This window comes from Mesorhizobium sp. PUT5 (genome assembly GCF_052216645.1).
Classification (GTDB): Bacteria; Pseudomonadota; Alphaproteobacteria; order Rhizobiales; family Rhizobiaceae; genus Mesorhizobium.
In genome coordinates this window covers 618,514-638,825 of record NZ_JBQOSO010000003.1, presented here as the reverse complement: position 1 = coordinate 638,825, position 20,312 = coordinate 618,514, and the positions used below count along the sequence as shown (strand labels likewise).

Below are 20,312 nucleotides of genomic sequence, written 5' to 3'. Positions count from 1 at the left end.
CGACGCTCCGGTCCGTCCCGGCGCCATCGCCTGGACGTCCCGGCCGGTTCCGCCTTTCCAGCCGGATTAAGCCTTCCTTCACCATCCCGCCGCATGATCCTGCCTGCGGCGATGTTTCGAGTGGCGCCGCGCGGTGCTCAGGCAACAGGGACCCGCACGTGCCTAAGGTGCGGGTCCTCCGCCCTTTTTGCCACCGGTCATGCGTAAACGACGGACCAAGGCGCATGGCCACCTCGGCATATCCGAGCCACAAAAAAAGCCGGGAAACCCCGGCTTTTCAACGCTTCGCGGAGGCCCCTCGACGGCCGCCGATGCCACGGCCTGCTCAGGCGGGCAGGATAGCGCCTTCCAGCGTGGTGAGCTGGTGCAGGAACTGCTCGGCCTTAGTGCGGGCCGCATCGTCCTTGGCATCCGACAGGTCTTCCCTGGCTTCCTGGATGCGGCGGGCAATGTCGGCGCGATCGATGTCCTTGACCGAAACGGCCGATTCAGCCAGCAGCGTGCAGCCCGTGGGCAGGATGTCGGCGAAGCCGCCGAACACGACATAGCGTTCGGCCTCGCCCGAAGCCGGCTTCACGGTCACCACGCCGGGCTTGATCGTGGTCATGACCGGCGCATGCTTGGCCATGATCGTCATCTCGCCTTCGGCGCCCGGAATGACCACGGATTCGACCTGGGTCGAAACCAGCAGGCGTTCCGGCGAGACCAGTTCGAATTGGAAGGATTCAGCCATGGTGCCTATGCCTTTGGTGCCTTGAGCAACGACGCCTCGAAATGCGAGAGCGCCGCTGCGAATTTGTCCCGGCAGCCGGGATTGCAGAAACCGACCGTCCGGCCTTTGTAGACGGTCAACGAATCAGCCGAGACCGGCTTGCCCGACCATGGGCAGGTTTCGTTGACCGCATCCTCGAGCCGGAGGTCGCGATCCGGCATGAATCAGGCAGCTTCCGCCGCGAGCTTCTGCGCCTTCTCGACTGCTTCCTCGATGTTGCCAACCATGTAGAAGGCAGCTTCGGGAAGGTGGTCGTAGTCGCCGTTGCAGAGGCCCTTGAAACCCTTGATGGTGTCCGCGAGGTTGACCAGCTTGCCGGGCGAGCCCGTGAACACTTCGGCCACGAAGAACGGCTGCGACAGGAAGCGCTCGATCTTGCGGGCGCGCGCCACCGTCATCTTGTCCTCTTCCGACAGTTCGTCCATGCCCAGGATGGCGATGATGTCCTGCAGCGACTTGTAGCGCTGGAGGATGGACTGCACCTGGCGGGCCACCTCGTAGTGCTCCTCGCCGACGATCATCGGGTCGAGCATGCGCGAGGTGGAGTCGAGCGGGTCGACGGCCGGATAGATGCCCTTCTCGGCGATGGCGCGGTTGAGAACCGTGGTGGCGTCGAGGTGGGCGAAGGAAGTCGCCGGCGCCGGGTCGGTCAGGTCGTCGGCCGGCACGTAGATGGCCTGCACCGAGGTGATCGAACCCTTGGTGGTGGTGGTGATGCGTTCCTGCAGCGCGCCCATGTCGGTGGCCAGCGTCGGCTGGTAGCCCACCGCCGACGGGATGCGGCCGAGCAGAGCCGACACTTCCGAGCCCGCCTGGGTGAAGCGGAAGATGTTGTCCACGAAGAACAGCACGTCCTGGCCCTGGTCGCGGAAATATTCGGCAACGGTGAGGCCGGTCAGGCCGACGCGCGCGCGCGCGCCGGGCGGCTCGTTCATCTGACCGTAGACGAGCGCGGCCTTGGAACCTTCGCCGCCGCCCTTCTTGTTAACGCCCGACTCGATGAACTCGTGATAGAGGTCGTTGCCCTCACGGGTACGCTCGCCGACGCCGGCGAACACCGAGAAGCCGCCGTGGGCCTTGGCAACGTTGTTGATGAGTTCCTGGATCAGCACCGTCTTGCCGACGCCGGCGCCGCCGAACAGGCCGATCTTGCCGCCACGGGCATAGGGCGCGAGCAGGTCGAGCACCTTGATGCCGGTGACGAGGATCTGCGCTTCCGTCAACTGGTCGACATATTCCGGGGCCGGCTGGTGGATGGCGCGGTATTCGGTGGCGTTGACCGGGCCGGCTTCGTCCACGGGCTCGCCGATGACGTTGATGATGCGGCCGAGCATGCCCGGGCCGACAGGAACCGAGATCGGCGCGCCGGTGTCGGTCACGTCCTGGCCGCGCACCAGACCCTCGGTGGAGTCCATGGCGATGCAGCGCACGGTGTTCTCACCGAGGTGCTGGGCAACCTCGAACACCAGGCGGTGGCCGACATTGACGGTTTCCAGCGCGTTCAGGATGGCCGGCAGGTGACCTTCCTCGAACTGCACGTCGACGACGGCGCCGATGACCTGGCGGACCTTGCCGACGGCCCCGGATGCCTTTGCCGCCGAAGCGGTCTTCGCAGCCGCTGTCCTGGCCGATGCGGCCTTCGCGGGCGCTGCCTTCTTGGCAGGCGCGGCCTTGGCCGCCGCTGCCGGTTTCGGGGTCGCTGCTTTCGCCATGTCTTTACCCTTTTCCGTACGTTTGTTCACATGGTTCCGATCGAAGGCCGCAAGGCCTTCCCGGCCATGCTTAGAGCGCCTCGGCGCCCGAAATGATCTCGATCAGTTCCTTGGTGATCTGTGCCTGCCGCTGGCGGTTGTAGGTGATCGACAGCTTGTTGATCATGTCGCCGGCATTGCGCGTGGCATTGTCCATCGCCGTCATCTTGGCGCCCATCTCGCCGGCCGCATTCTCCAGCAGCGCGCGGAAGATCTGCACGGCGATGTTGCGCGGGATCAGGTCGGACAAAATCTCGCCCGGCTCGGGTTCGTATTCGTAGACGGCGCCGCCGTCCGCCGGCTCGCCGCTTTCGACATGACCGGCGGGGATGATCTGCTGCGCCGTCGGCACCTGGCTGATGACCGACTTGAACTGCGAATAGAACAGCGTGCAGACATCGAAGCCGCCCTCGTTGAAGAGGGAGATGACCTTCCTGGCGATCGCGTCGGCGTTGACGAAGCCGAGCGTCTTGACCTCGCGCAGGTCGACGCGCTCGATGATGTTGGCCGCGAAATCGCGCCGCAGGATGTCGAAGCCCTTCTTGCCGACGCAGATGATCTTGACCGTCTTGCCATCGGCGATGAGATGCCGGGCATGATCGCGGGCAAGACGCGAAATCTGGCTGTTGAAGCCGCCGCACAGACCGCGCTCGGCGGTGCAGACGACAAGCAGATGCACGTCGTCCCTGCCGGTGCCGGTCATCAGGGCCGGCGCGTCGCCGCCCCCGCCGACCGCCTGCGCGATATTGGCCAGGACCGCACCCATGCGCTCCGAATAGGGCCTTGCAGCCTCGGCCGCCTCCTGGGCGCGGCGCAGCTTCGCCGCGGCGACCATCTGCATCGCCTTGGTGATCTTCTGCGTCGCCTTGACCGAGGCGATCCGGTTACGAAGGTCTTTTAGCGAAGCCATGCCTGCTACCCGATCCCGTCCTCAGTCAGTTCAAGCGAAGGTCTTGGCGTAGGCGTCGATCTCGGCCTTGAGCTTGCCGCGCAGATCGTCCGACAGGGCTTTCTCGTCGCGGATGGCGTCCAGAACCGCCTTGCCGGCCGTGCGCATATGCGCCAGCAGGCCCTGCTCGAAGCGGCCGACATCGTTGACGGCCAGCTTGTCGAGATAGCCGTTGACACCGGCGAAGATCACCGAGACCTGCTCTTCCGTCTTCAGCGGCGAGAATTGCGGCTGCTTCAGAAGCTCGGTCAGGCGCGCGCCGCGGTTGAGAAGGCGCTGCGTGGCGGCATCGAGGTCGGAGCCGAACTGCGCAAACGCCGCCATCTCGCGGTACTGGGCAAGCTCGCCCTTGATGGAGCCGGCGACCTGCTTCATCGCCTTGATCTGGGCGGACGAACCGACGCGCGACACCGACAGGCCGACGTTCACGGCCGGGCGGATGCCCTGGAAGAACAGGTTGGTCTCCAGGAAGATCTGGCCGTCGGTGATGGAAATGACGTTGGTCGGAATGTAGGCCGACACGTCGTTGGCCTGCGTCTCGATGACCGGCAGCGCCGTCAGCGAACCGTTGCCGTTGTCGTCGTTGAGCTTGGCCGCGCGCTCCAGAAGGCGCGAATGCAGGTAGAACACGTCGCCCGGATAGGCCTCGCGCCCCGGAGGACGGCGCAGCAGCAGCGACATCTGGCGGTAGGCCACGGCCTGCTTGGACAGGTCGTCATAGCCGATCAGCGCGTGCTGGCCGTTGTCGCGGAAATACTCGCCCATGGCGCAACCGGCGAACGGCGCCAGGAACTGCATCGGAGCCGGATCGGAAGCGGTGGCGGCGACGATGATGGAATATTCGAGCGCACCGCGCTCCTCCAGCACCTTCACGAACTGCGCGACGGTCGAGCGCTTCTGGCCGACGGCGACGTAGACGCAGAAGAGCTTCTCGGAATCCGGGCCGTTGTCGTGGATGGCCTTCTGGTTGAGGATGGTGTCGAGGATGATCGCGGTCTTGCCGGTCTGGCGGTCGCCGATGACCAGCTCGCGCTGGCCGCGGCCCACCGGGATGAGCGCGTCGATGGCCTTGAGGCCGGTGGACATCGGCTCATGCACCGACTTGCGCGGAATGATGCCCGGGGCCTTCACGTCGACCCGGCGGCGCTCGGCGGCCTTGATCGGGCCCTTGCCGTCGATCGGGTTGCCGAGAGCGTCCACCACGCGGCCGAGCAGGCCGGGGCCGACCGGCACGTTGACGATGGCGCCGGTGCGCTTGACGGTGTCGCCTTCCTTGATGTCGCGGTCGTTACCGAAGATGACGACGCCGACATTGTCGGTCTCGAGGTTCAGCGCCATGCCGCGGATGCCGCCGGGGAACTCGACCATCTCGCCGGCCTGGACGTTGTCGAGGCCGTAGACGCGGGCGATGCCGTCACCGACGGAGAGCACCTGACCGACTTCGGAGACCTCGGCCTCCTTGCCGAAATTCTTGATCTGATCCTTGAGAATTGCGGAGATTTCCGCGGCGCGGATGTCCATCAGCCGACCTCTTTCAGTGCAAGCTTGAGCGAATTGAGTTTGGTTTTGAGCGATGTGTCGATCTGGCGCGAGCCCATCCTGACCACCAGCCCGCCGAGCAGCGAGGGATCGACGGTGACGGCGACCGAAACGTCCTTGCCGGCAACGCCCTTCAGCGCGGCCTTCAGTTCGCTGACCTGGGCAGCCGTCAGCTCATGGGCGGAAGAAACCTCCGCCAAAGCCTCGCCGCGATGCTCGGCGGCGATCTTGCGGAAGCCGGCGATCATGCCCGGCACGGCGAACAGGCGGCGGTTGGCGGCCACAACGCGCAGGAAATTGCCGACCAGCCCGGTGATCTTGGCCTTGTCGGCGACGGCGGCGATGGCGCGCGCCTGGTCCTCGGCGGCGAAAACGGGGCTCTCGATCAGCCGCCGCAGGTCCTCGCTGCCGTCCAGCAGCGCCTCGAAGCGGCCAAGGTCAGCCTCGACCTTGGCGACCGACTTGGATTCGAGCGCAAGCTCGAACAGTGAGTGCGCGTAGCGTTCTGCGACACCGGAAATTGGCGAGGAGGACTGGGCCACGGTCCGTCTTTTCTCTCATCTGACAGGCCGCAGATTGTTGGCGCGAGCGAAAACTCTGGCTAAATCTTTGACCTTGGTTCGATTTTTCCAAGCGCGAGGGAGCGGCTTCCGCTACCCCCGGCCGAAAGTCGATTGCCGTCTAGCACAGGCCTTCCAAGACCGCAATGCACCCGCCGAAATGGTTTTCAGGCACTTTTGTCGCATGCGGCAGGACATCACGCCGCAGTCACGGCACGAAACCGAAGGCGAAAGCGAGCGGAAGGGCGGCCAACACCAGCTCGATCGCCACGAACGCCCAGTTGTAGGGCGTGTTGGCGCCGTCCGACATCATCGACAGCACGCGGCCGAAAGCTGTGAACAACCACGAAAAGCCGAGCGCCATATAGAGCAGCGGCTGGGCCAGAAGCACGCAGCACAGGCCGACGCCGAGATAGAAGCCGGACATGCGGCCGCGGCCCTCGGCGATGGCGGCCGGCTTTTCAGGCCTGGGCTGCAGGCGCAGCAGCTTGAAGCACACGCCCGGCGCGAAGAAGAGCGCCAGCCCGAAGACCAGCGTGGCCACGGCGCTGGCCCATGCCAGCCATTCGCCCTGGCTGACCGGCCACGGAAACGAAATCCCCATCTGCTCCCTCCGAACCGCTCGGGCATTGGTTAACCATAGTAGCGGGTCGCTGCGCCAGCGCCATATCCAAAGCACGTTGCGGCGCACGACTCACAGGAAGCTCTGCGGATCGATGTCCACCTGCACGCGCACGGAGCCGCGCGCCTTCGGCCCCTCGGCCAGCATGCGCCGCACGAAGCCCTGCATGTCGGCGCGGCGCTCGCCATGCACCAGCAGGCGGAAACGGTGGCGTCCGCCGACCAGGGCAAGCGGTGCCTCGGCCGGGCCCAGCACGAAAATATCGGCCGCCTCCGGCGCCGCGCGGCGCAGCGCGCGCGCGTGGGTCTCGGCCTCGCCGCGCGTGTCGGCGCTGACGATCACACCCGCCAGCCGACCGAAGGGCGGCAGCCCGGCGCGCTCGCGCTCGGCGATCTCGCGTCGGTAGAAGGCCTCCGCATCGCCCGAGACGATGGCCCGCATCACCGGATGGTCCGGCTGCCAGGTCTGCAGCAGGCCATGGCTCTTCTTTCCCGTTCGCCCGGCGCGGCCGGTCACCTGGCTGAGAAGCTGGAACGTGCGTTCGGCCGCGCGCGGGTCGCCATTGGCTAGGCCGAGATCGGCATCCACCACGCCCACCAGCGTCATGTTCGGGAAATTGTGCCCCTTGGCCACGAGCTGCGTGCCGATGACGATGTCGGCCTCGCCCTTGGCGATGGCCTCCAGTTCCAGCCGCAACCGCTTCACGCCGCCCAGAAGATCGGAGGAGAGCACGATGGTGCGGGCCTCGGGAAAATGCTGCACCGCCTCCTCGGCGATACGCTCCACCCCCGGCCCGCAGGCGGCGAGATGATCGAACGTGCCGCATTCGGGGCAGGCCTCCGGCCTCTTTTCGGCATGGCCGCAATGGTGGCAGACGAGCTGGCCGCGAAAGCGGTGCTCCACCAGCCAGGCCGAGCAGACCGGGCAGCCGAAGCGGTGGCCACAGACGCGGCACAGCGTCAGCGGGGCATAGCCGCGCCGGTTGAGGAACAGCAGCGACTGCTCGCCCCTTTGCAGCGTGGCCTTGACCTCATCCAGCAGCACGGGGGACAGAAAACCGCCGCGCGCGGGCGGGGCGCGGCGCAGGTCGACCGCCTTCAGGTCGGGCAAGGCGGCATCGGCGAAGCGGCCTTTCAGCACCGCGCGCCGGTAGCGGCCCTGGTCGGCGTTCACCCGGCTTTCCACCGAGGGCGTGGCCGAGGCCAGCACCACCGGGAAGCCGCCGATATGGGCGCGCACCACCGCCATGTCGCGGGCGTTGTAGAAGACGCGGTCCTCCTGCTTGTAAGCGGGGTCGTGCTCCTCGTCCACGACGATCAGGCCGAGGTCGCCGAAGGGCAGGAACAGCGCCGAGCGCGCGCCGGCCACCACCCGCACGCGCCCCTCCGCCACCTGGCGCCACACCCGCTCGCGCATGCGCGGCGCGAGATCGGAATGCCATTCGGCCGGCTTGGCGCCGAAGCGGTCCTGGAAGCGCTCCAGGAAGGCGTGGGTCAGCGCGATCTCGGGCAGCAGGATCAGCACCTGCCTGCCCTTTTCCAGCGCCGCGGCCACCGCCTCGAAATAGACCTCCGTCTTGCCCGACCCGGTGACGCCGTCGAGCAGCGTGACACCGAAGGCTCCTTCCGCCGCAGCCTCGCGCAGCGTCCTTGCCGCATCTTCCTGGTCCGGCGTCAGTTCGGGGCAGGCATAGGCGGGATCGGGAGCGGCCACCACGGGGCGCGGCGGGATCATCACCGTCTCGAACACGCCCTGCGCCTTCAGCCCGTCGATGACGGTGGAGGACACGCCGGCGGCATGCGCGAGGCCGGAGCGTGTCCAGGCCAGCCCGTCGGCGGCGGTTTCCAGCACACGCCCACGCGCCGCCGTCATCCGGTCCGGCACGGCCTCGGTGCGCTGCATTCCCTCGATCCATGGCTCGGGGTCGAAGGCTTCCGGCGCGCGCAGCAGCATCCTGGCCACCATGCCGGGGGCGGACAAGGTGTACTGCGCCACCCAGTCGACGAAACGGCGCGTCGGCTCGTCGATCGGGGGGCAGTCGAACACCTCTTCGATGGCGCGCAGGCGCTTGGCGTCGATGCGCTCGACCGCGCCGTCCCAGACGATTCCCGCGACCTGGCGCGGACCGAGCGGCACGCGCACGATGGAACCCGGCACCACACGCATTCCTGAAGGAACCGCATAGGTATAGGGACGTTCAGCCGGCATCGGCACGAGCACCGGCACGGCCGGAGCGGAGGGCGAATCTCGCATCATGATGCGTGACCTTGCCCCGACTTTGGTCTAGAGCAAAGCACGGTATCCGCGCCTAGATGAAGGCACGACATCACTCCCAAGGAGACAGACATGAAATTCTTCGTCGATACGGCCGATGTGAACGAAATCCGCGAGCTGAACGAGATGGGCCTGCTCGACGGCGTGACCACCAACCCCTCGCTCATCCTGAAGTCCGGCGGCAACATCATGGAGGTGACGAAGCAGATCTGCGAGATCGTCGACGGACCGGTCTCGGCCGAGGTCACGGCCACCGAATATGCGCAGATGATGAAGGAAGCGGAGGTCCTGGCCAAGATCGCCGACAACATCGCCATCAAGGTGCCGCTGACGCTGGATGGGCTGAAGGCCTGCCGCGCCCTGCGCGCCGATGGCCACATGGTCAACGTGACGCTCTGCTTCTCGGCCAACCAGGCGCTGCTTGCCGCCAAGGCCGGCGCCTCCTTCATCTCGCCCTTCATCGGCCGCCTCGACGACATGGGCTTCGACGGCATGGACGTCATCGCCGAGATCCGCCACATCTACGACAATTACGGCTTCGAAACCGAGATCCTGGCCGCCTCGATCCGCAGCACCGACCATGTCAAGCGCGCCGCGCTGATCGGCGCCGACATCGCGACCATTCCGCCGGCGACGCTCAAGGCACTGGTCAAGCATCCGCTGACCGACAAGGGGCTGGAGATGTTCCTGGCCGACTGGGCCAAGACCGGCCAGAAGATCGGCTGACCTTTTCGCCCCGGCCGGCGGCCGAACCAGCGGCTGCCGGCGGGGAAATCGGCCAAGGGGCTCAGCGCTTCCTGGCCAGATCCTGCGCCAGCGCCAGGCGCAGCAATTCCGCCAGTTCGCGCGCGGCGCGGTTCTCCGCATCGATCTGGGCGCGGTAGGTGGCGAATTCCTGCGAAGGCCTGTCGAAGGCCGAGGCGATCGAGCGCTTGCCGCTGGCGATCTTCTCGCCCGTCTTGGCGTCGGTCAGCGTGTAGTTCGCCGTCAGCGTCACCGTGCCGGCGGTGGGCTGGTCCTGATCGGTCGCCACCTGCACGACGGCGGAGGATTCGACAAGCTCGCTTACGCCAAGATCCAGCGAATAGGCCGGCGCGTCGGTGCGCTGAGCGCCGCCGTTCAGCGCGAAGATGAGGTTGTTGCGGACCTGCTGGGCATAGCGCGTGGAGACCGGCTTGACCGCGATGGAGGCAAGTTCGGCCTGCGCCCCGGACTGCGAGGCGGAAGAGAGCGGCGCGTTGGAATAGAGCGGCCGCACCTGGCAGCCGGCGAGGAGCACGGCCGCGAAGCCGGAAAGCATGGCCAGGCGCAGGACGCGAGCCGCACCCGGCCCGGCTTTCTCAGGCAACGACATTGACGATCCTCTGCGGCACGACGATGACCTTGCGCGGCGCCCTGCCCTCCAACGCTTTCTGAATAGCGTCCAGCGCCAGTGCCGCCTTTTCGACCGCAGCTTGATCTGCGTCGCGCGAAATTGTCAAATCCCCGCGCTTCTTGCCGTTGATCTGCACCGGATAGGTGAACTCGTTGTCCACCACCAGAGCAGGGTCGAATTCGGGCCACGGCCGCTCGGCCACCAGGTCCGCGGCGCCCAGCGCATGCCAGCATTCCTCCGCCAGGTGCGGCATCATCGGCGCGGCCATGGCGATCAGGAACTCGAGCCCCTGCCGCACCGCCGGCCCACGCTCGGCGCGGCCTTCCGCCACCGCGGCCACCTGCGGGGACAACAGGTTGGTGAGCTCGTAGAGACGCGCCACCGCCCGGTTGAAATGCAGCCGTTCCAGGTCCTCGCCCACGGCCTTGACGATCTTGTGCACGGCGCGCGAAACCGCCAGCGCCTCGCCTTCGGCGCCGGCCTGCGGCGCCACGTCCTTCAGCACCGGCACCGCGTCGGACACCAGGCGCCAGACGCGCTGCACGAAGCGGTGCGCGCCTTCCACGCCGGCCTCGGTCCAGATCACGTCGCGCTCGGGCGGCGAGTCCGACAGCATGAACCAGCGTGCCGTGTCGGCGCCGTAGCTGGCGATGATGTCGTCGGGATCGACCACGTTCTTCTTCGACTTCGACATCTTCTCGATGGAGCCGATCGCGACCGGCGTGCCGTCGGAAAGCAGGCTTGCCTTGCGCTGGCCGTCGACCTCCTCGATCCTGATCTCGGCGGGCGTCACCCAGCCCTGCGGGCCCTTGTAGGTCTCGTGCACCACCATGCCTTGGGTGAACAGGCCCTCGAACGGCTCCTCGACCGCGTTGACATGGCCGGTCGCCTTCATGGCGCGCGTGAAGAAGCGCGAATAGAGCAGGTGCAGGATCGCGTGCTCGATGCCGCCAATATACTGGTTGACCGGCAGCCAGCCGTTCCGGCCGTCGACATAGGCAAGGTCGGTCGGCTCCGCCTCGTCGTGCGGGTCGGTGAAACGGGCGAAATACCAGGACGAATCCACGAATGTGTCCATCGTGTCGGTATCGCGCCGCGCCGCGCCGCCGCATTTCGGACAGGCGACATGCTTCCAGGTCGGATGGTGGTCGAGCGGATTGCCCGGCTTGTCGAAGGAGACGTCGGTGGGCAGTTCCACCGGAAGCTGGTCCTGCGGCACCGGCACGGCGCCGCAGGCATCGCAATGGATGACCGGGATCGGGCAGCCCCAATAGCGCTGGCGCGAGATCAGCCAGTCGCGCAGCCGGAACTGCACCTTGCGCCTGGCCTGCGGGCGGCCGTCCAGCATGGTGGTTTCGAGGCGGCGCGCGACTTCGTCGAAGGCGGCCTGCGGGCTCATGCCGTCCAGGAAGCGCGAATTGATCATCGCGCCGTCGTCCACATAGGCTTCCTCGGTGATCTGGAAAGCAGCGGCGTCGACGCCCTCAGGCTTCACCACCGGCGTCACCGGCAGGCCGTATTTGTTGGCGAAGTCGAGGTCGCGCTGGTCGTGCGCCGGGCAGCCGAAGACGGCGCCGGTGCCATAGTCCATCAGCACGAAATTGGCGACATAGACCGGCAGCGTCCACTCCGGATCGAAGGGATGGACGACGCGGATGCCGGTGTCGAAGCCCTTCTTCTCGGCCGTTTCCAGCGTCGCCACCGAAGTGCCCATATGGTGCACCTCGTCGATGAAGGCGGCGATCTGCGGATTGCCTTCCGCGGCCTTCTTCGCCAGCGGATGGTCGGCCGACACGGCCATGAAGGAGGCGCCGAAGATGGTGTCGGGGCGGGTGGTGTAGACCTCCAACTCGGTCTGGCCGGCCGGGGCGGTGTCTTCCGCCAGCCGCCAGCGCAGCAGAAGCCCTTCCGAGCGGCCGATCCAGTTCTGCTGCATGGTGCGGACCTTTTCCGGCCAGCGATCCAGCTTGTCCAGTCCGTCCAGCAGGTCCTGCGACCTGGAGGTGATCTTGAGGAACCATTGCGTCAGGTCGCGCTGCTCGACCGGCGCGCCGGAGCGCCAGCCCTTGCCGTCGATGACCTGCTCGTTGGCCAGCACGGTCATGTCGACCGGGTCCCAATTGACCTTGGCCGCCTTGCGCTCCACCAGCCCGGCCTTCCAGAAGTCGAGGAACATCTTCTGCTGGTGGCGATAGTAGGAGGGATCGCAGGTGGCCAGTTCACGCGACCAGTCGAGCGACAGGCCCATCGTCTTCAACTGGCCCTTCATCGTCTCGATATTGGCATAGGTCCAGTCGCGCGGGTTGACCTTGTTGTCGCGCGCCGCGTTCTCGGCCGGCAGGCCGAAGGCGTCCCAGCCCATGGGGTGCAGCACGTTGAAGCCCCTGGCGCGCTTGTAACGGGCCACGACGTCGCCCATCGTGTAGTTGCGCACATGGCCCATATGGATGCGTCCCGACGGATAGGGGAACATCTCCAGCACATAGTATTTCGGCCGCGGATCGTCGTTCTTCGCCTCGAAGAGCTTGTCGACCTCCCAGGCCTTCTGCCATTTCGGCTCTGAAGCGCGGGGATTGTATCGTTCGGTTGCCATGGCCGGTTTTTCACTTACAAAGCGTGCGGAACACCGTCGGCGGCTGCCGGCGGTTCTGGAACATGGTCCGGGTCTTCACCACGCTTTGGGAGACCCGTCAACCATATGGGCCGGAACGCCCGGCAAAAACCTCTGGTACAGGACGTGACGAGACATGAATGACGCGGTCGCGCAACTTGCAACGGTCAGGGCCGGCATCGCCGCCGCAGCGCGCGAGGCGAAGCGCCCGGAAGGCTCGGTGACGCTGGTGGCCGTGTCCAAGACCTTCGACGCCGACGCCATCCGCCCGGTGCTCGACGCCGGCCAACGCGTCTTCGGCGAGAACCGGGTGCAGGAAGCGCAGGCAAAATGGCCGGCGCTGCGGCAGGAGTTTGCCGACATAGAGCTGCACCTCATCGGCCCGCTTCAGTCCAACAAGGCCCGGGAGGCCGTGGCGCTGTTCGACGTCATCGAGACGGTCGACCGCGAGAAGATCGCCGCCGAACTGGCCAGGGAGATCGCCAGGCAGGGCCGCGCACCGAAACTCTACGTGCAGGTCAACACCGGTTCCGAGCCGCAGAAGGCCGGCATCGAGCCCAGGCAGGCGGTGGAATTCGTGGAGCGCTGCCGCCAGGTGCACGGCCTGGCCGTGGAAGGGCTGATGTGCATTCCGCCGGCGGACGAGAACCCCGGCCCGCATTTCGCGCTGCTGGAGAAGCTGGCGCGGCAGGCCGGCGTGGAGAAGCTGTCCATGGGCATGTCGGGCGACTACGAGACGGCGGTCGCCTTCGGCGCCACCAGCGTGCGCGTCGGCTCGGCGATCTTCGGCAGCCGCTGAGGCCGCGGGCAACGTCGCCCGCCCATGCAAAAAGGCCGGAGCATTGCCCCGGCCTCTTCGAAGACCATGAACGGCCCGACCTCAGTCGGCGGAGACGATCTTGCCGTCTTCCCACTTGAACAGGGAGAAGCTCGGCGAGGAGAGATCGCCGTTCTCGGCATAGGTCAGCTTGCCGATGGCGGTCTCGATCGGCTGGCCGTCCTTCAGCGCGGCGGCGACGGCGGCGGTGTCGTCGGCCTTGCCGGCCTTCTCGATGCCGGCCTTCAGCACCTGCACGGCGGCATAGGCGTTGAGCGTGAAGGCCTCCGGCGGAATACCCTTTTCCTTCAGCACGGCCACGGCCTCGGCCGAATCCGGGTTCTTCAGCGCGTCGGAAGCGTTGGTGAACAGCGTGCCCGCCGCCGCCTGGTTGCCGATGGCCCAGTATTCGGTGTTGGACAGGCCCTCGCCGCCGATGATCTGCGCCTTCACGCCGCCATCCGCGAGCTGGCGGGCGAGCAGGCCGCCCTCAGGGTGATAGCCGCCGAAATAGATCACCTCGGCGCCGTCCTTCTTCAGGCGGCCGACGACGGCGGAATAGTCCTTCTCGCCGGGGGTGATGCCTTCATACATGACTTCGGTGACGCCGCCCTTGTTCAGCACGGCCTTGAACGCGTCGGCCAGACCTTTGCCGTAGGTGCCCTTGTCGTGGATGATGGCGACCTTCTTGTCCTTCAGGTGCCCGAGCACGTAGTTGGCGGCGACCTCGGCCTGCTGGTCGTCGCGGCCGCAGGTGCGCAGCACATTGGCGAGGCCGCGGTTGGTGAGGTCCGGCGAAGTGGCCGTGGGCGTGACCATCAGCACGCCGTTCTCGGCGAAGACGTCGGAGACCGCCATGGCGACGCCCGAGGTGACCGGGCCCACCGCGTAGTGGATGCCGTCGCCGACCAGGTTGTTGGCCGCGGAAACGCCCTGCTTGGGATCGCCCGCGTCGTCGGCGAGCTTGAGCACGACCTTCTCGCCCAGGATGCCGCCATTCTTGTTGATGGTGTCCACCGCGGCTTCCGCGCCGTTCTTGACCTGATCGCCATAGGCCGCGACAGGGCCGGTCAGCGGAGCGACGAGGCCGATGGTGATGTCGGCCCAGGCGGCGGGTGCGAATGCAAGGGTTGCTGCGACCGCGACACCGGCAAGCAGTTTCGTCTTCATGGCCATTTCTCCTCAAGCGGCCGGCCCTTCTGGCCGGCGGAAAGCTTGGCCATAGCCGTTCGAGGCTGCATTGGCAATCAGCGGGCACATGCCAGCCCACCCGGCCGGACTGCCGCGCCGGAGGGAGAATTCAGTGAAGCAGCAGTTCTCCGTCCACCTTGCGCCACTCGTTCGGCGCGATCAGCCGGTTGTGGGTGAAGCAGACCGAATGCAGCGGGCCTTCGAGCCTGGCCTTCCAGAACTCGATGAAGCCCAGCAGCACCGGAAATTTCGGGGCGATGTCGTAGTCCTGCCAGATATAGGTCTGGAGCAGGCCGGGATGGTCCGGGAAATGGTAGAGGATGCGGGCGGTGGTGAGCCCGTAGCCCTCCAGCATGAGCTGCGTTTCGCGATGATCGTGCATGGCTGCCCTCGCTAGCGTCCGTGCCTGTCCTCCCGGGCAGATGGTGCGCTCCCATGGTTAATTCATCATTGAAACGCGCGATGCGCCGCCGGGTTGCGGCGGAAGCAACGGCGAATTGCCGGGCCGGCCGTGCGTCATCACGCCGCGCAATCCAACGTCTAATATTGCCGCAGGCGGCGAACTGTTAATAATGGCCGCGGGTTCGCGGCGCCGCCGCGGCAGTTTCTGTCGCCGCTCAGGCGCGCCAGTTTGGGAGGAATGCAAGAAATGTCCGATGTTCATGTCCACCGCGTGCAGGCGGCGTGGAAGAAGAATGCACTGATCGACAACGAGACCTACCTGAAGTGGTATGCCGACTCGGTCGAGAACCCGGACGAATTCTGGGGCAAGCACGGCAAGCGCATCGACTGGTTCAAACCTTACACGAAGGTGAAGAACGCTTCCTTCGACGGCGACGTGTCGATCAAGTGGTTCGAGGACGGCGAGACCAACGTTTCCTATAATTGCATCGACCGGCACCTGGAAAAGCGCGGCGACCAGACGGCGATCATCTGGGAAGGCGACAACCCCGACGAGGCAAAGAAGGTCACCTACAAGGGGTTGCACGAGCAGGTCTGCCGCTTCGCCAATGTGCTGAAGAAACATGGCGTCGGGAAAGGCGACCGGGTCACCATCTACATGCCGATGATCCTGGAGGCGGCCTATGCGATGTTTGCCTGCACGCGCATCGGCGCCGTCCATTCGGTGGTGTTCGGCGGCTTCTCGCCGGAGGCGCTGGCCGGCCGCATCGAGGACTGCAAGTCCCACTTCGTCATCACCGCAGACGAGGGCCTGCGGGCCGGACGGCACATCCCGCTGAAGGACAATACCGACAAGGCGATCGACATCGCGGCCAAGGCCGGGACCAAAGTCGACAAGGTGGTGGTGGTGCGCCGCACCGGCGGCAAGGTCGACTGGGTGGAAGGCCGCGACGTCTGGCTGCATGAAGAGGCGGCCGCGGTGGAGGCCGACTGCAAGCCGGAATCGATGAAGGCGGAGGACCCGTTGTTCATCCTCTACACCTCGGGCTCCACCGGCAAGCCGAAGGGCGTGCTGCATACCACCGGCGGCTATCTCGTCTACGTATCGATGACCCACCAGTACGTCTTCGACTATCATGACGGCGACATCTACTGGTGCACGGCCGATGTCGGCTGGGTGACGGGCCACTCCTACATTCTCTACGGGCCGCTCGCCAACGGCGCCACCACGCTGATGTTCGAGGGCGTACCGAACTACCCCACCCCGTCGCGCTTCTGGGAGATCGTCGACAAATACAAGGTCAACATCTTCTACACGGCGCCGACCGCCATCCGCGCGCTGCGCGGCGCGGGCGACGAATGGGTGACGAAGTCGTCCCGGAAGAGCCTGCGCATTCTCGGCTCGGTCGGCGAGCCGATCAACCCGGAAGCATGGGAGTGGTACTTCAACGTCGTCGGCGAGCAGCGCTGCCCGGTGGTCGACACCTGGTGGCAGACCGAGAACGGCGGCATCCTGATCGCGCCGCTTCCGGGCGCCACCGACCTCAAGGCCGGCTCGGCGACACGGCCGCTGTTCGGCGTCGTGCCCGAGATCGTCGATAATGACGGCAACACCGTCGAGGGCGAAGGCGCCGGCAATCTGTGCATCAAGGAGCCGTGGCCGGGCATCATGCGCACCGTGTTCGGCGACCACAAGCGTTTCGTCGAGACATACTTCTCCACCTACAAGGGCAGGTATTTCACCGGCGACGGCTGCCGCCGCGACGAGGACGGCTACTACTGGATCACCGGCCGCGTCGACGACGTCATCAACGTGTCGGGCCACCGCATGGGCACGGCTGAGGTGGAATCGGCGCTGGTGGCGCACGACAAGGTGTCGGAAGCGGCCGTGGTCGGCTATCCGCACGACATCAAGGGCCAGGGGATCTACTGCTACGTCACCCTCGTCGAGGGCGAGGCGTCGAGCGACGAACTGCGCAAGGAACTGATCCAGCACGTGCGCAAGGAGATCGGGCCGATCGCCGCGCCCGACAAGATCCAGTTCGCGCCGGCCCTGCCCAAGACGCGCTCCGCCAAGATCATGCGCCGCATCCTGCGCAAGATCGCCGAGGACGATTTCGGCTCGCTCGGCGACACGTCCACGCTGGCCGATCCCTCTGTGGTCGACGACCTGATCGCCAACCGCCAGAACCGTAGGGCATAGGCACGACGCCCGCGCGGCTCCGGGACAGAGATCCCGGAGCCCGGCAGGCTGCTCAGGCCGCGTCCCGGACCTGATAGTCCTTGACCGCGGCGAAGCGGATCGCCTTCCAGCGCTCCGCCTCGTAGTTCAGCGAAAACTCGTGCTGGGCCAGAAACACCGCGTCGTCGTCCAGATCGCGGGCGATGTCGCCACGATGGCTCTCGATGAAGCGCTGCAGGTCGGCCTGGTCGTCGGCGTCGATCCAGCGGCAGACCGAGAAGCGCGACATCTCGAAATCGACGGGAAGCGAATATTCGACGGCAAGCCGCTCCTTCAGCACGTCGATCTGCAGCGCGCCCACCACGCCGACGATGGCCGGAGAGCCGTCCTCGGGCTGGAAGAGCTGCACCACGCCCTCCTCGGCCATCTGCTGCAGCGCGTCCTTGAGCTTCTTGGCCTTCATGGCGTCGCCCAGGCGCACGCGGCGCAGGATTTCCGGCGCGAAGTTGGGCACGCCGCGAAACAGGATGTCCTCGCCTTCTGTCAGCGTGTCGCCGATGCGCAGCGTGCCGTGGTTGGGAATGCCCACCACGTCGCCGGCATAGGCCTCGTCGGCGGTGATGCGCGAGCGGGCGAAGAAGAATTGCGGCGCCGAAAGGCTGATCGGCTTGCCGGTGCGCACCAGCTTGGCCTTCATGCCGCGCTGCAGCGTGCCGGAGCAGACGCGCACGAAGGCGATGCGGTCGCGGTGGTTGGGGTCCATGTTGGCCTGGATCTTGAAGACGAAGGAGGTCATCTTGTCCTCCGTCGCCTCCACCTTGCGCGCGTCGGCCTCCTGCGCCCGCGGCGGTGGCCCGTAGGCGCCCAGCGCCTCGATCAGGTCGCGCACCCCGAAATTCCGCAGCGCCGAGCCGAAATAGACCGGGGTGAGGTGGCCCTGGCGGAAGGCCTCCAGATCGAACGGGCGGCAGGCCTCGCGCGCCAGTTCCAGTTCCTCGATGAAGGCGGGGCGGTCGTTTTCGGGCAGAAGACCGGCAGCCCAGTTGGAGTCCGGCCCGTGCACCGGCGTGCGCTCCTTTTCGTCGTCGCCGCGACGCACTGCGTTTTCGGCCAGGTGGTAGGTGCCGGCGAAGGTCTTGCCCTGGCCGATCGGCCAGGTGATGGGCGCGGTGTCCAGCGCCAGCTTCTGCTCGATCTCGTCCAGGATCTCGAAGATGTCGCGCGCGTCCCGGTCCATCTTGTTGACGAAGGTCACGATGGGGATGTCGCGCATGCGGCAGACCTCGAACAGCTTCAGCGTGCGCGGCTCGATGCCCCTGGCGGCATCGATCACCATGACGGCGCTGTCGACGGCGGACAGGGTTCTGTAGGTGTCGTCGGCGAAATCCTCGTGGCCCGGCGTGTCGAGCAGGTTGAAGACATGGTCGCCATATTCGAAGGTCATGACCGAGGTCACGACCGAGATGCCGCGCTCGCGCTCGATCTTCATCCAGTCCGAGCGGGTCTGGATCTTGTCCTTCTTGGCCTTGACCTCGCCGGCAAGCTGGATGGCGCCGCCGAACAAAAGCAGCTTCTCCGTCAGCGTGGTCTTGCCGGCGTCCGGATGCGCGATGATCGCGAAGGTGCGGCGGCGCGCCACCGCGTCGGCGATTGTCTCTTCCATGTGCTGGAGCCCTTTTCGGATTGGGCGGGCTTTTAACAGCGCAGGGCCGCACTGTCACCTCATCATCGGCCGATCCTGAAACCGGTTGAAACCGGCGCCCCGCGATTGACCCGGCGCCCAAACCCGCCGATAGGATTGCCTCATGCCCAAGCCCGCTTCCCCCTCCTCCGTCATCGGCCCCACGGTGGGCTTCGTGCGCCTGCCGCATGGCCAGGACCTGCCGCTACCCGCCTATGAGAGCGCCGGCGCCGCCGGCATGGACCTGCGCGCGGCCGTGCCCGAAGACCGGCCGCTGCTCATCCTGCCCGGCCGCCGCGCGCTGGTGCCCACCGGGCTGGTCATGGAAATCCCGGAAGGGCTGGAGGGACAGGTCAGGCCGCGCTCGGGCCTTGCCTTCAAGCATGGGGTGACCTGCCTCAATTCGCCCGGCACCATCGACAGCGACTATCGCGGCGAGGTGAAGGTGCTGCTGGTCAACCTCGGCGACGAGGACTTCTATGTCGAGCGCGGCATGCGCATAGCCCAGATCGTCTTCGCCCCCGTCGTGCAGGCGCGGATCGAGGAGCGCAACCTGGCCGGCAGCACGACGCGCGGCGCCGGCGGCTTCGGCTCGACGGGAACGGCCTGAACCGGGCTGCGGCACGGCTGGGCGCAAGCACGCCCTGAGCCAATCGGCTCCATTTGCGGGGCGGCCCCGGCGCGGATAGGATCGCGGCACGATCTTCCGTTGACAGGACGCCATTCCATGGACAAGGGTCAGATTTTCCGCCAGCTCCACGCCGACACCTTCGTCGTCCCCAACCCCTGGGACGTGGGCACGGCCAAGCTTCTCGCCGCCTTCGGCTTCAAGGCGCTGGCCACCACCAGCGCCGGCTACGCCTTCTCGCGCGGCCTGCCCGACGGCGGCGTCGGCTTCGAGGCGATGATCCATCATTGCCGCGAGCTGGCGGCCGCCACCGACCTACCGGTTTCGGCCGACCTCGAAAAGGGCAAGGGCGACAGCCCCGAGCGCGCCGCCGAAACCATCTTCGCCGCCGACGCCGCCGGCCTAGCCGGCTGCTCGATCGAGGATTTCTCCGGCGACGCCGACCAGCCGATCTACGATTTCTCGCACGCGGTGGAGCGCGTGGCGGCGGCCGTGGAGGCGGCGCGCGCGCTCAAGCGCGATTTCGTCTTCACCGCCCGGGCGGAGAACTTCCTGCACGGCCGTCCCGATCTCGATGACACCATCAAGCGCCTGCAGGCGTTCGAGAAGGCCGGCGCCGACGTGCTCTACGCGCCCGGCCTCACCGACATCGAGACCGTGCGGACCATCTGCTCTTCCGTGTCGAAGCCGGTCAACGTGCTGGCGGTGCCCGCCTTCACCGTGGCGGCGCTGGCCGAGGCCGGCGCCAAACGCATCTCGCTCGGCTCCAAGCTCACCAACTATGCGTTCGGCATGCTGGAAAAGGCGTCGCGGCAGATGCTGGACGAAGGGTCCTTCAGCTTCGCCGACGATGCGATGCCCTTTGCCCGGCTCCAGAAGATGTTCGCGACGGGCGCGTGACGCGGGCCCGCCGAAACGGGGTAGGCAAACTTCCTGCCATGCTCTAAACCCGCCGGCG

The 20,312-nt window shown here is 66.5% G+C and carries 18 protein-coding genes; 5 read left to right on the top strand and 13 right to left on the bottom strand.

Annotation, left to right across the window (positions count from 1 at the left end):
• Positions 1-325: 325 nt before the first annotated feature.
• The 8 genes from ACTDI4_RS04590 to ACTDI4_RS04555 all read right to left on the bottom strand — a co-directional run bounded on the left by ACTDI4_RS04590 (position 326) and on the right by ACTDI4_RS04555 (position 8,449).
• Complete coding sequence (locus ACTDI4_RS04590) at positions 326-733, bottom strand: F0F1 ATP synthase subunit epsilon (RefSeq protein ID WP_442840032.1); 408 nt, start codon at positions 731-733, stop codon at positions 326-328.
• A gap of 5 nt (positions 734-738) precedes the next feature.
• Positions 739-933, bottom strand: coding sequence for a glutathione S-transferase (locus tag ACTDI4_RS04585; protein WP_442840031.1), 195 nt, complete (start codon positions 931-933; stop codon positions 739-741).
• Positions 934-936: 3 nt separating this feature from the next.
• Complete coding sequence (gene atpD / locus ACTDI4_RS04580; RefSeq protein ID WP_442840030.1) at positions 937-2,484, bottom strand: F0F1 ATP synthase subunit beta; 1,548 nt, start codon at positions 2,482-2,484, stop codon at positions 937-939.
• A 70-nt stretch (positions 2,485-2,554) separates the two neighbouring features.
• Positions 2,555-3,433, bottom strand: coding sequence for a F0F1 ATP synthase subunit gamma (locus ACTDI4_RS04575; protein ID WP_442840029.1), 879 nt, complete (start codon positions 3,431-3,433; stop codon positions 2,555-2,557).
• A 30-nt stretch (positions 3,434-3,463) separates the two neighbouring features.
• Entirely contained in the window at positions 3,464-4,993 is a 1,530-nt protein-coding gene (gene atpA / locus ACTDI4_RS04570; RefSeq protein WP_442840028.1) for a F0F1 ATP synthase subunit alpha, read from the bottom strand.
• On the bottom strand, positions 4,993-5,553 hold the full coding sequence (locus ACTDI4_RS04565) for a F0F1 ATP synthase subunit delta (protein WP_442840027.1): 561 nt from the start codon (positions 5,551-5,553) through the stop codon (positions 4,993-4,995). The genes atpA and ACTDI4_RS04565 overlap by 1 nt, the downstream gene beginning before the upstream one ends.
• 226 nt (positions 5,554-5,779) lie before the next feature.
• Positions 5,780-6,175: an AGROH133_08824 family phage infection protein gene (locus ACTDI4_RS04560; protein WP_442840026.1), complete on the bottom strand. Its 396-nt coding sequence runs from the start codon at positions 6,173-6,175 to the stop codon at positions 5,780-5,782.
• A 90-nt stretch (positions 6,176-6,265) separates the two neighbouring features.
• Positions 6,266-8,449, bottom strand: a complete 2,184-nt coding sequence (locus ACTDI4_RS04555; protein ID WP_442840025.1) for a primosomal protein N' — start codon at positions 8,447-8,449, stop codon at positions 6,266-6,268.
• A 90-nt stretch (positions 8,450-8,539) separates the two neighbouring features.
• On the opposite strand from ACTDI4_RS04555, the gene fsa reads away from it, so the two are divergent.
• Positions 8,540-9,193 (top strand): fructose-6-phosphate aldolase, encoded by a 654-nt coding sequence (gene fsa / locus ACTDI4_RS04550; protein WP_442840024.1) that lies wholly within the window; start codon positions 8,540-8,542, stop codon positions 9,191-9,193.
• Between the two features lie 61 nt (positions 9,194-9,254).
• On the opposite strand, the gene lptE is transcribed toward fsa, so the two are convergent.
• Complete coding sequence (gene lptE / locus ACTDI4_RS04545; protein WP_442840023.1) at positions 9,255-9,821, bottom strand: LPS assembly lipoprotein LptE; 567 nt, start codon at positions 9,819-9,821, stop codon at positions 9,255-9,257.
• Positions 9,808-12,435 carry a leucine--tRNA ligase gene (gene leuS / locus ACTDI4_RS04540; protein WP_442840022.1) on the bottom strand — a complete coding sequence of 876 codons (2,628 nt, stop codon included), beginning with the start codon at positions 12,433-12,435 and terminating at the stop codon, positions 9,808-9,810. Before leuS ends, lptE begins: the two co-directional genes overlap by 14 nt.
• 154 nt (positions 12,436-12,589) lie before the next feature.
• Between leuS and ACTDI4_RS04535 the strand changes: the two genes are divergently transcribed.
• Positions 12,590-13,252 carry a YggS family pyridoxal phosphate-dependent enzyme gene (locus ACTDI4_RS04535; protein ID WP_442840021.1) on the top strand — a complete coding sequence of 221 codons (663 nt, stop codon included), beginning with the start codon at positions 12,590-12,592 and terminating at the stop codon, positions 13,250-13,252.
• A gap of 81 nt (positions 13,253-13,333) precedes the next feature.
• Here the strand turns inward: ACTDI4_RS04535 and ACTDI4_RS04530 are convergent, their stop codons facing one another.
• Together ACTDI4_RS04530 and ACTDI4_RS04525 are read right to left on the bottom strand one after the other, a co-directional pair.
• Positions 13,334-14,440 (bottom strand): branched-chain amino acid ABC transporter substrate-binding protein, encoded by a 1,107-nt coding sequence (locus ACTDI4_RS04530; protein WP_442840020.1) that lies wholly within the window; start codon positions 14,438-14,440, stop codon positions 13,334-13,336.
• Positions 14,441-14,570: 130 nt separating this feature from the next.
• Positions 14,571-14,843 carry an usg protein gene (locus ACTDI4_RS04525; RefSeq protein ID WP_442840019.1) on the bottom strand — a complete coding sequence of 91 codons (273 nt, stop codon included), beginning with the start codon at positions 14,841-14,843 and terminating at the stop codon, positions 14,571-14,573.
• A 267-nt stretch (positions 14,844-15,110) separates the two neighbouring features.
• Here ACTDI4_RS04525 and acs point away from each other — a divergent pair, with 267 nt between their 5' ends.
• On the top strand, positions 15,111-17,066 hold the full coding sequence (acs, locus tag ACTDI4_RS04520) for an acetate--CoA ligase (protein WP_442840018.1): 1,956 nt from the start codon (positions 15,111-15,113) through the stop codon (positions 17,064-17,066).
• 52 nt (positions 17,067-17,118) lie between these two features.
• Here the strand turns inward: acs and ACTDI4_RS04515 are convergent, their stop codons facing one another.
• Positions 17,119-18,708 (bottom strand): peptide chain release factor 3, encoded by a 1,590-nt coding sequence (locus ACTDI4_RS04515; protein WP_442840017.1) that lies wholly within the window; start codon positions 18,706-18,708, stop codon positions 17,119-17,121.
• A 142-nt stretch (positions 18,709-18,850) separates the two neighbouring features.
• Here ACTDI4_RS04515 and dut point away from each other — a divergent pair, with 142 nt between their 5' ends.
• Entirely contained in the window at positions 18,851-19,336 is a 486-nt protein-coding gene (gene dut, locus ACTDI4_RS04510; protein ID WP_442840016.1) for a dUTP diphosphatase, read from the top strand.
• A 117-nt stretch (positions 19,337-19,453) separates the two neighbouring features.
• A complete protein-coding gene (locus ACTDI4_RS04505; RefSeq protein ID WP_442840015.1) occupies positions 19,454-20,254 on the top strand; it encodes an isocitrate lyase/PEP mutase family protein in 801 nt (266 codons plus the stop codon).
• The last annotated feature ends 58 nt before the right edge of the window (positions 20,255-20,312 follow it).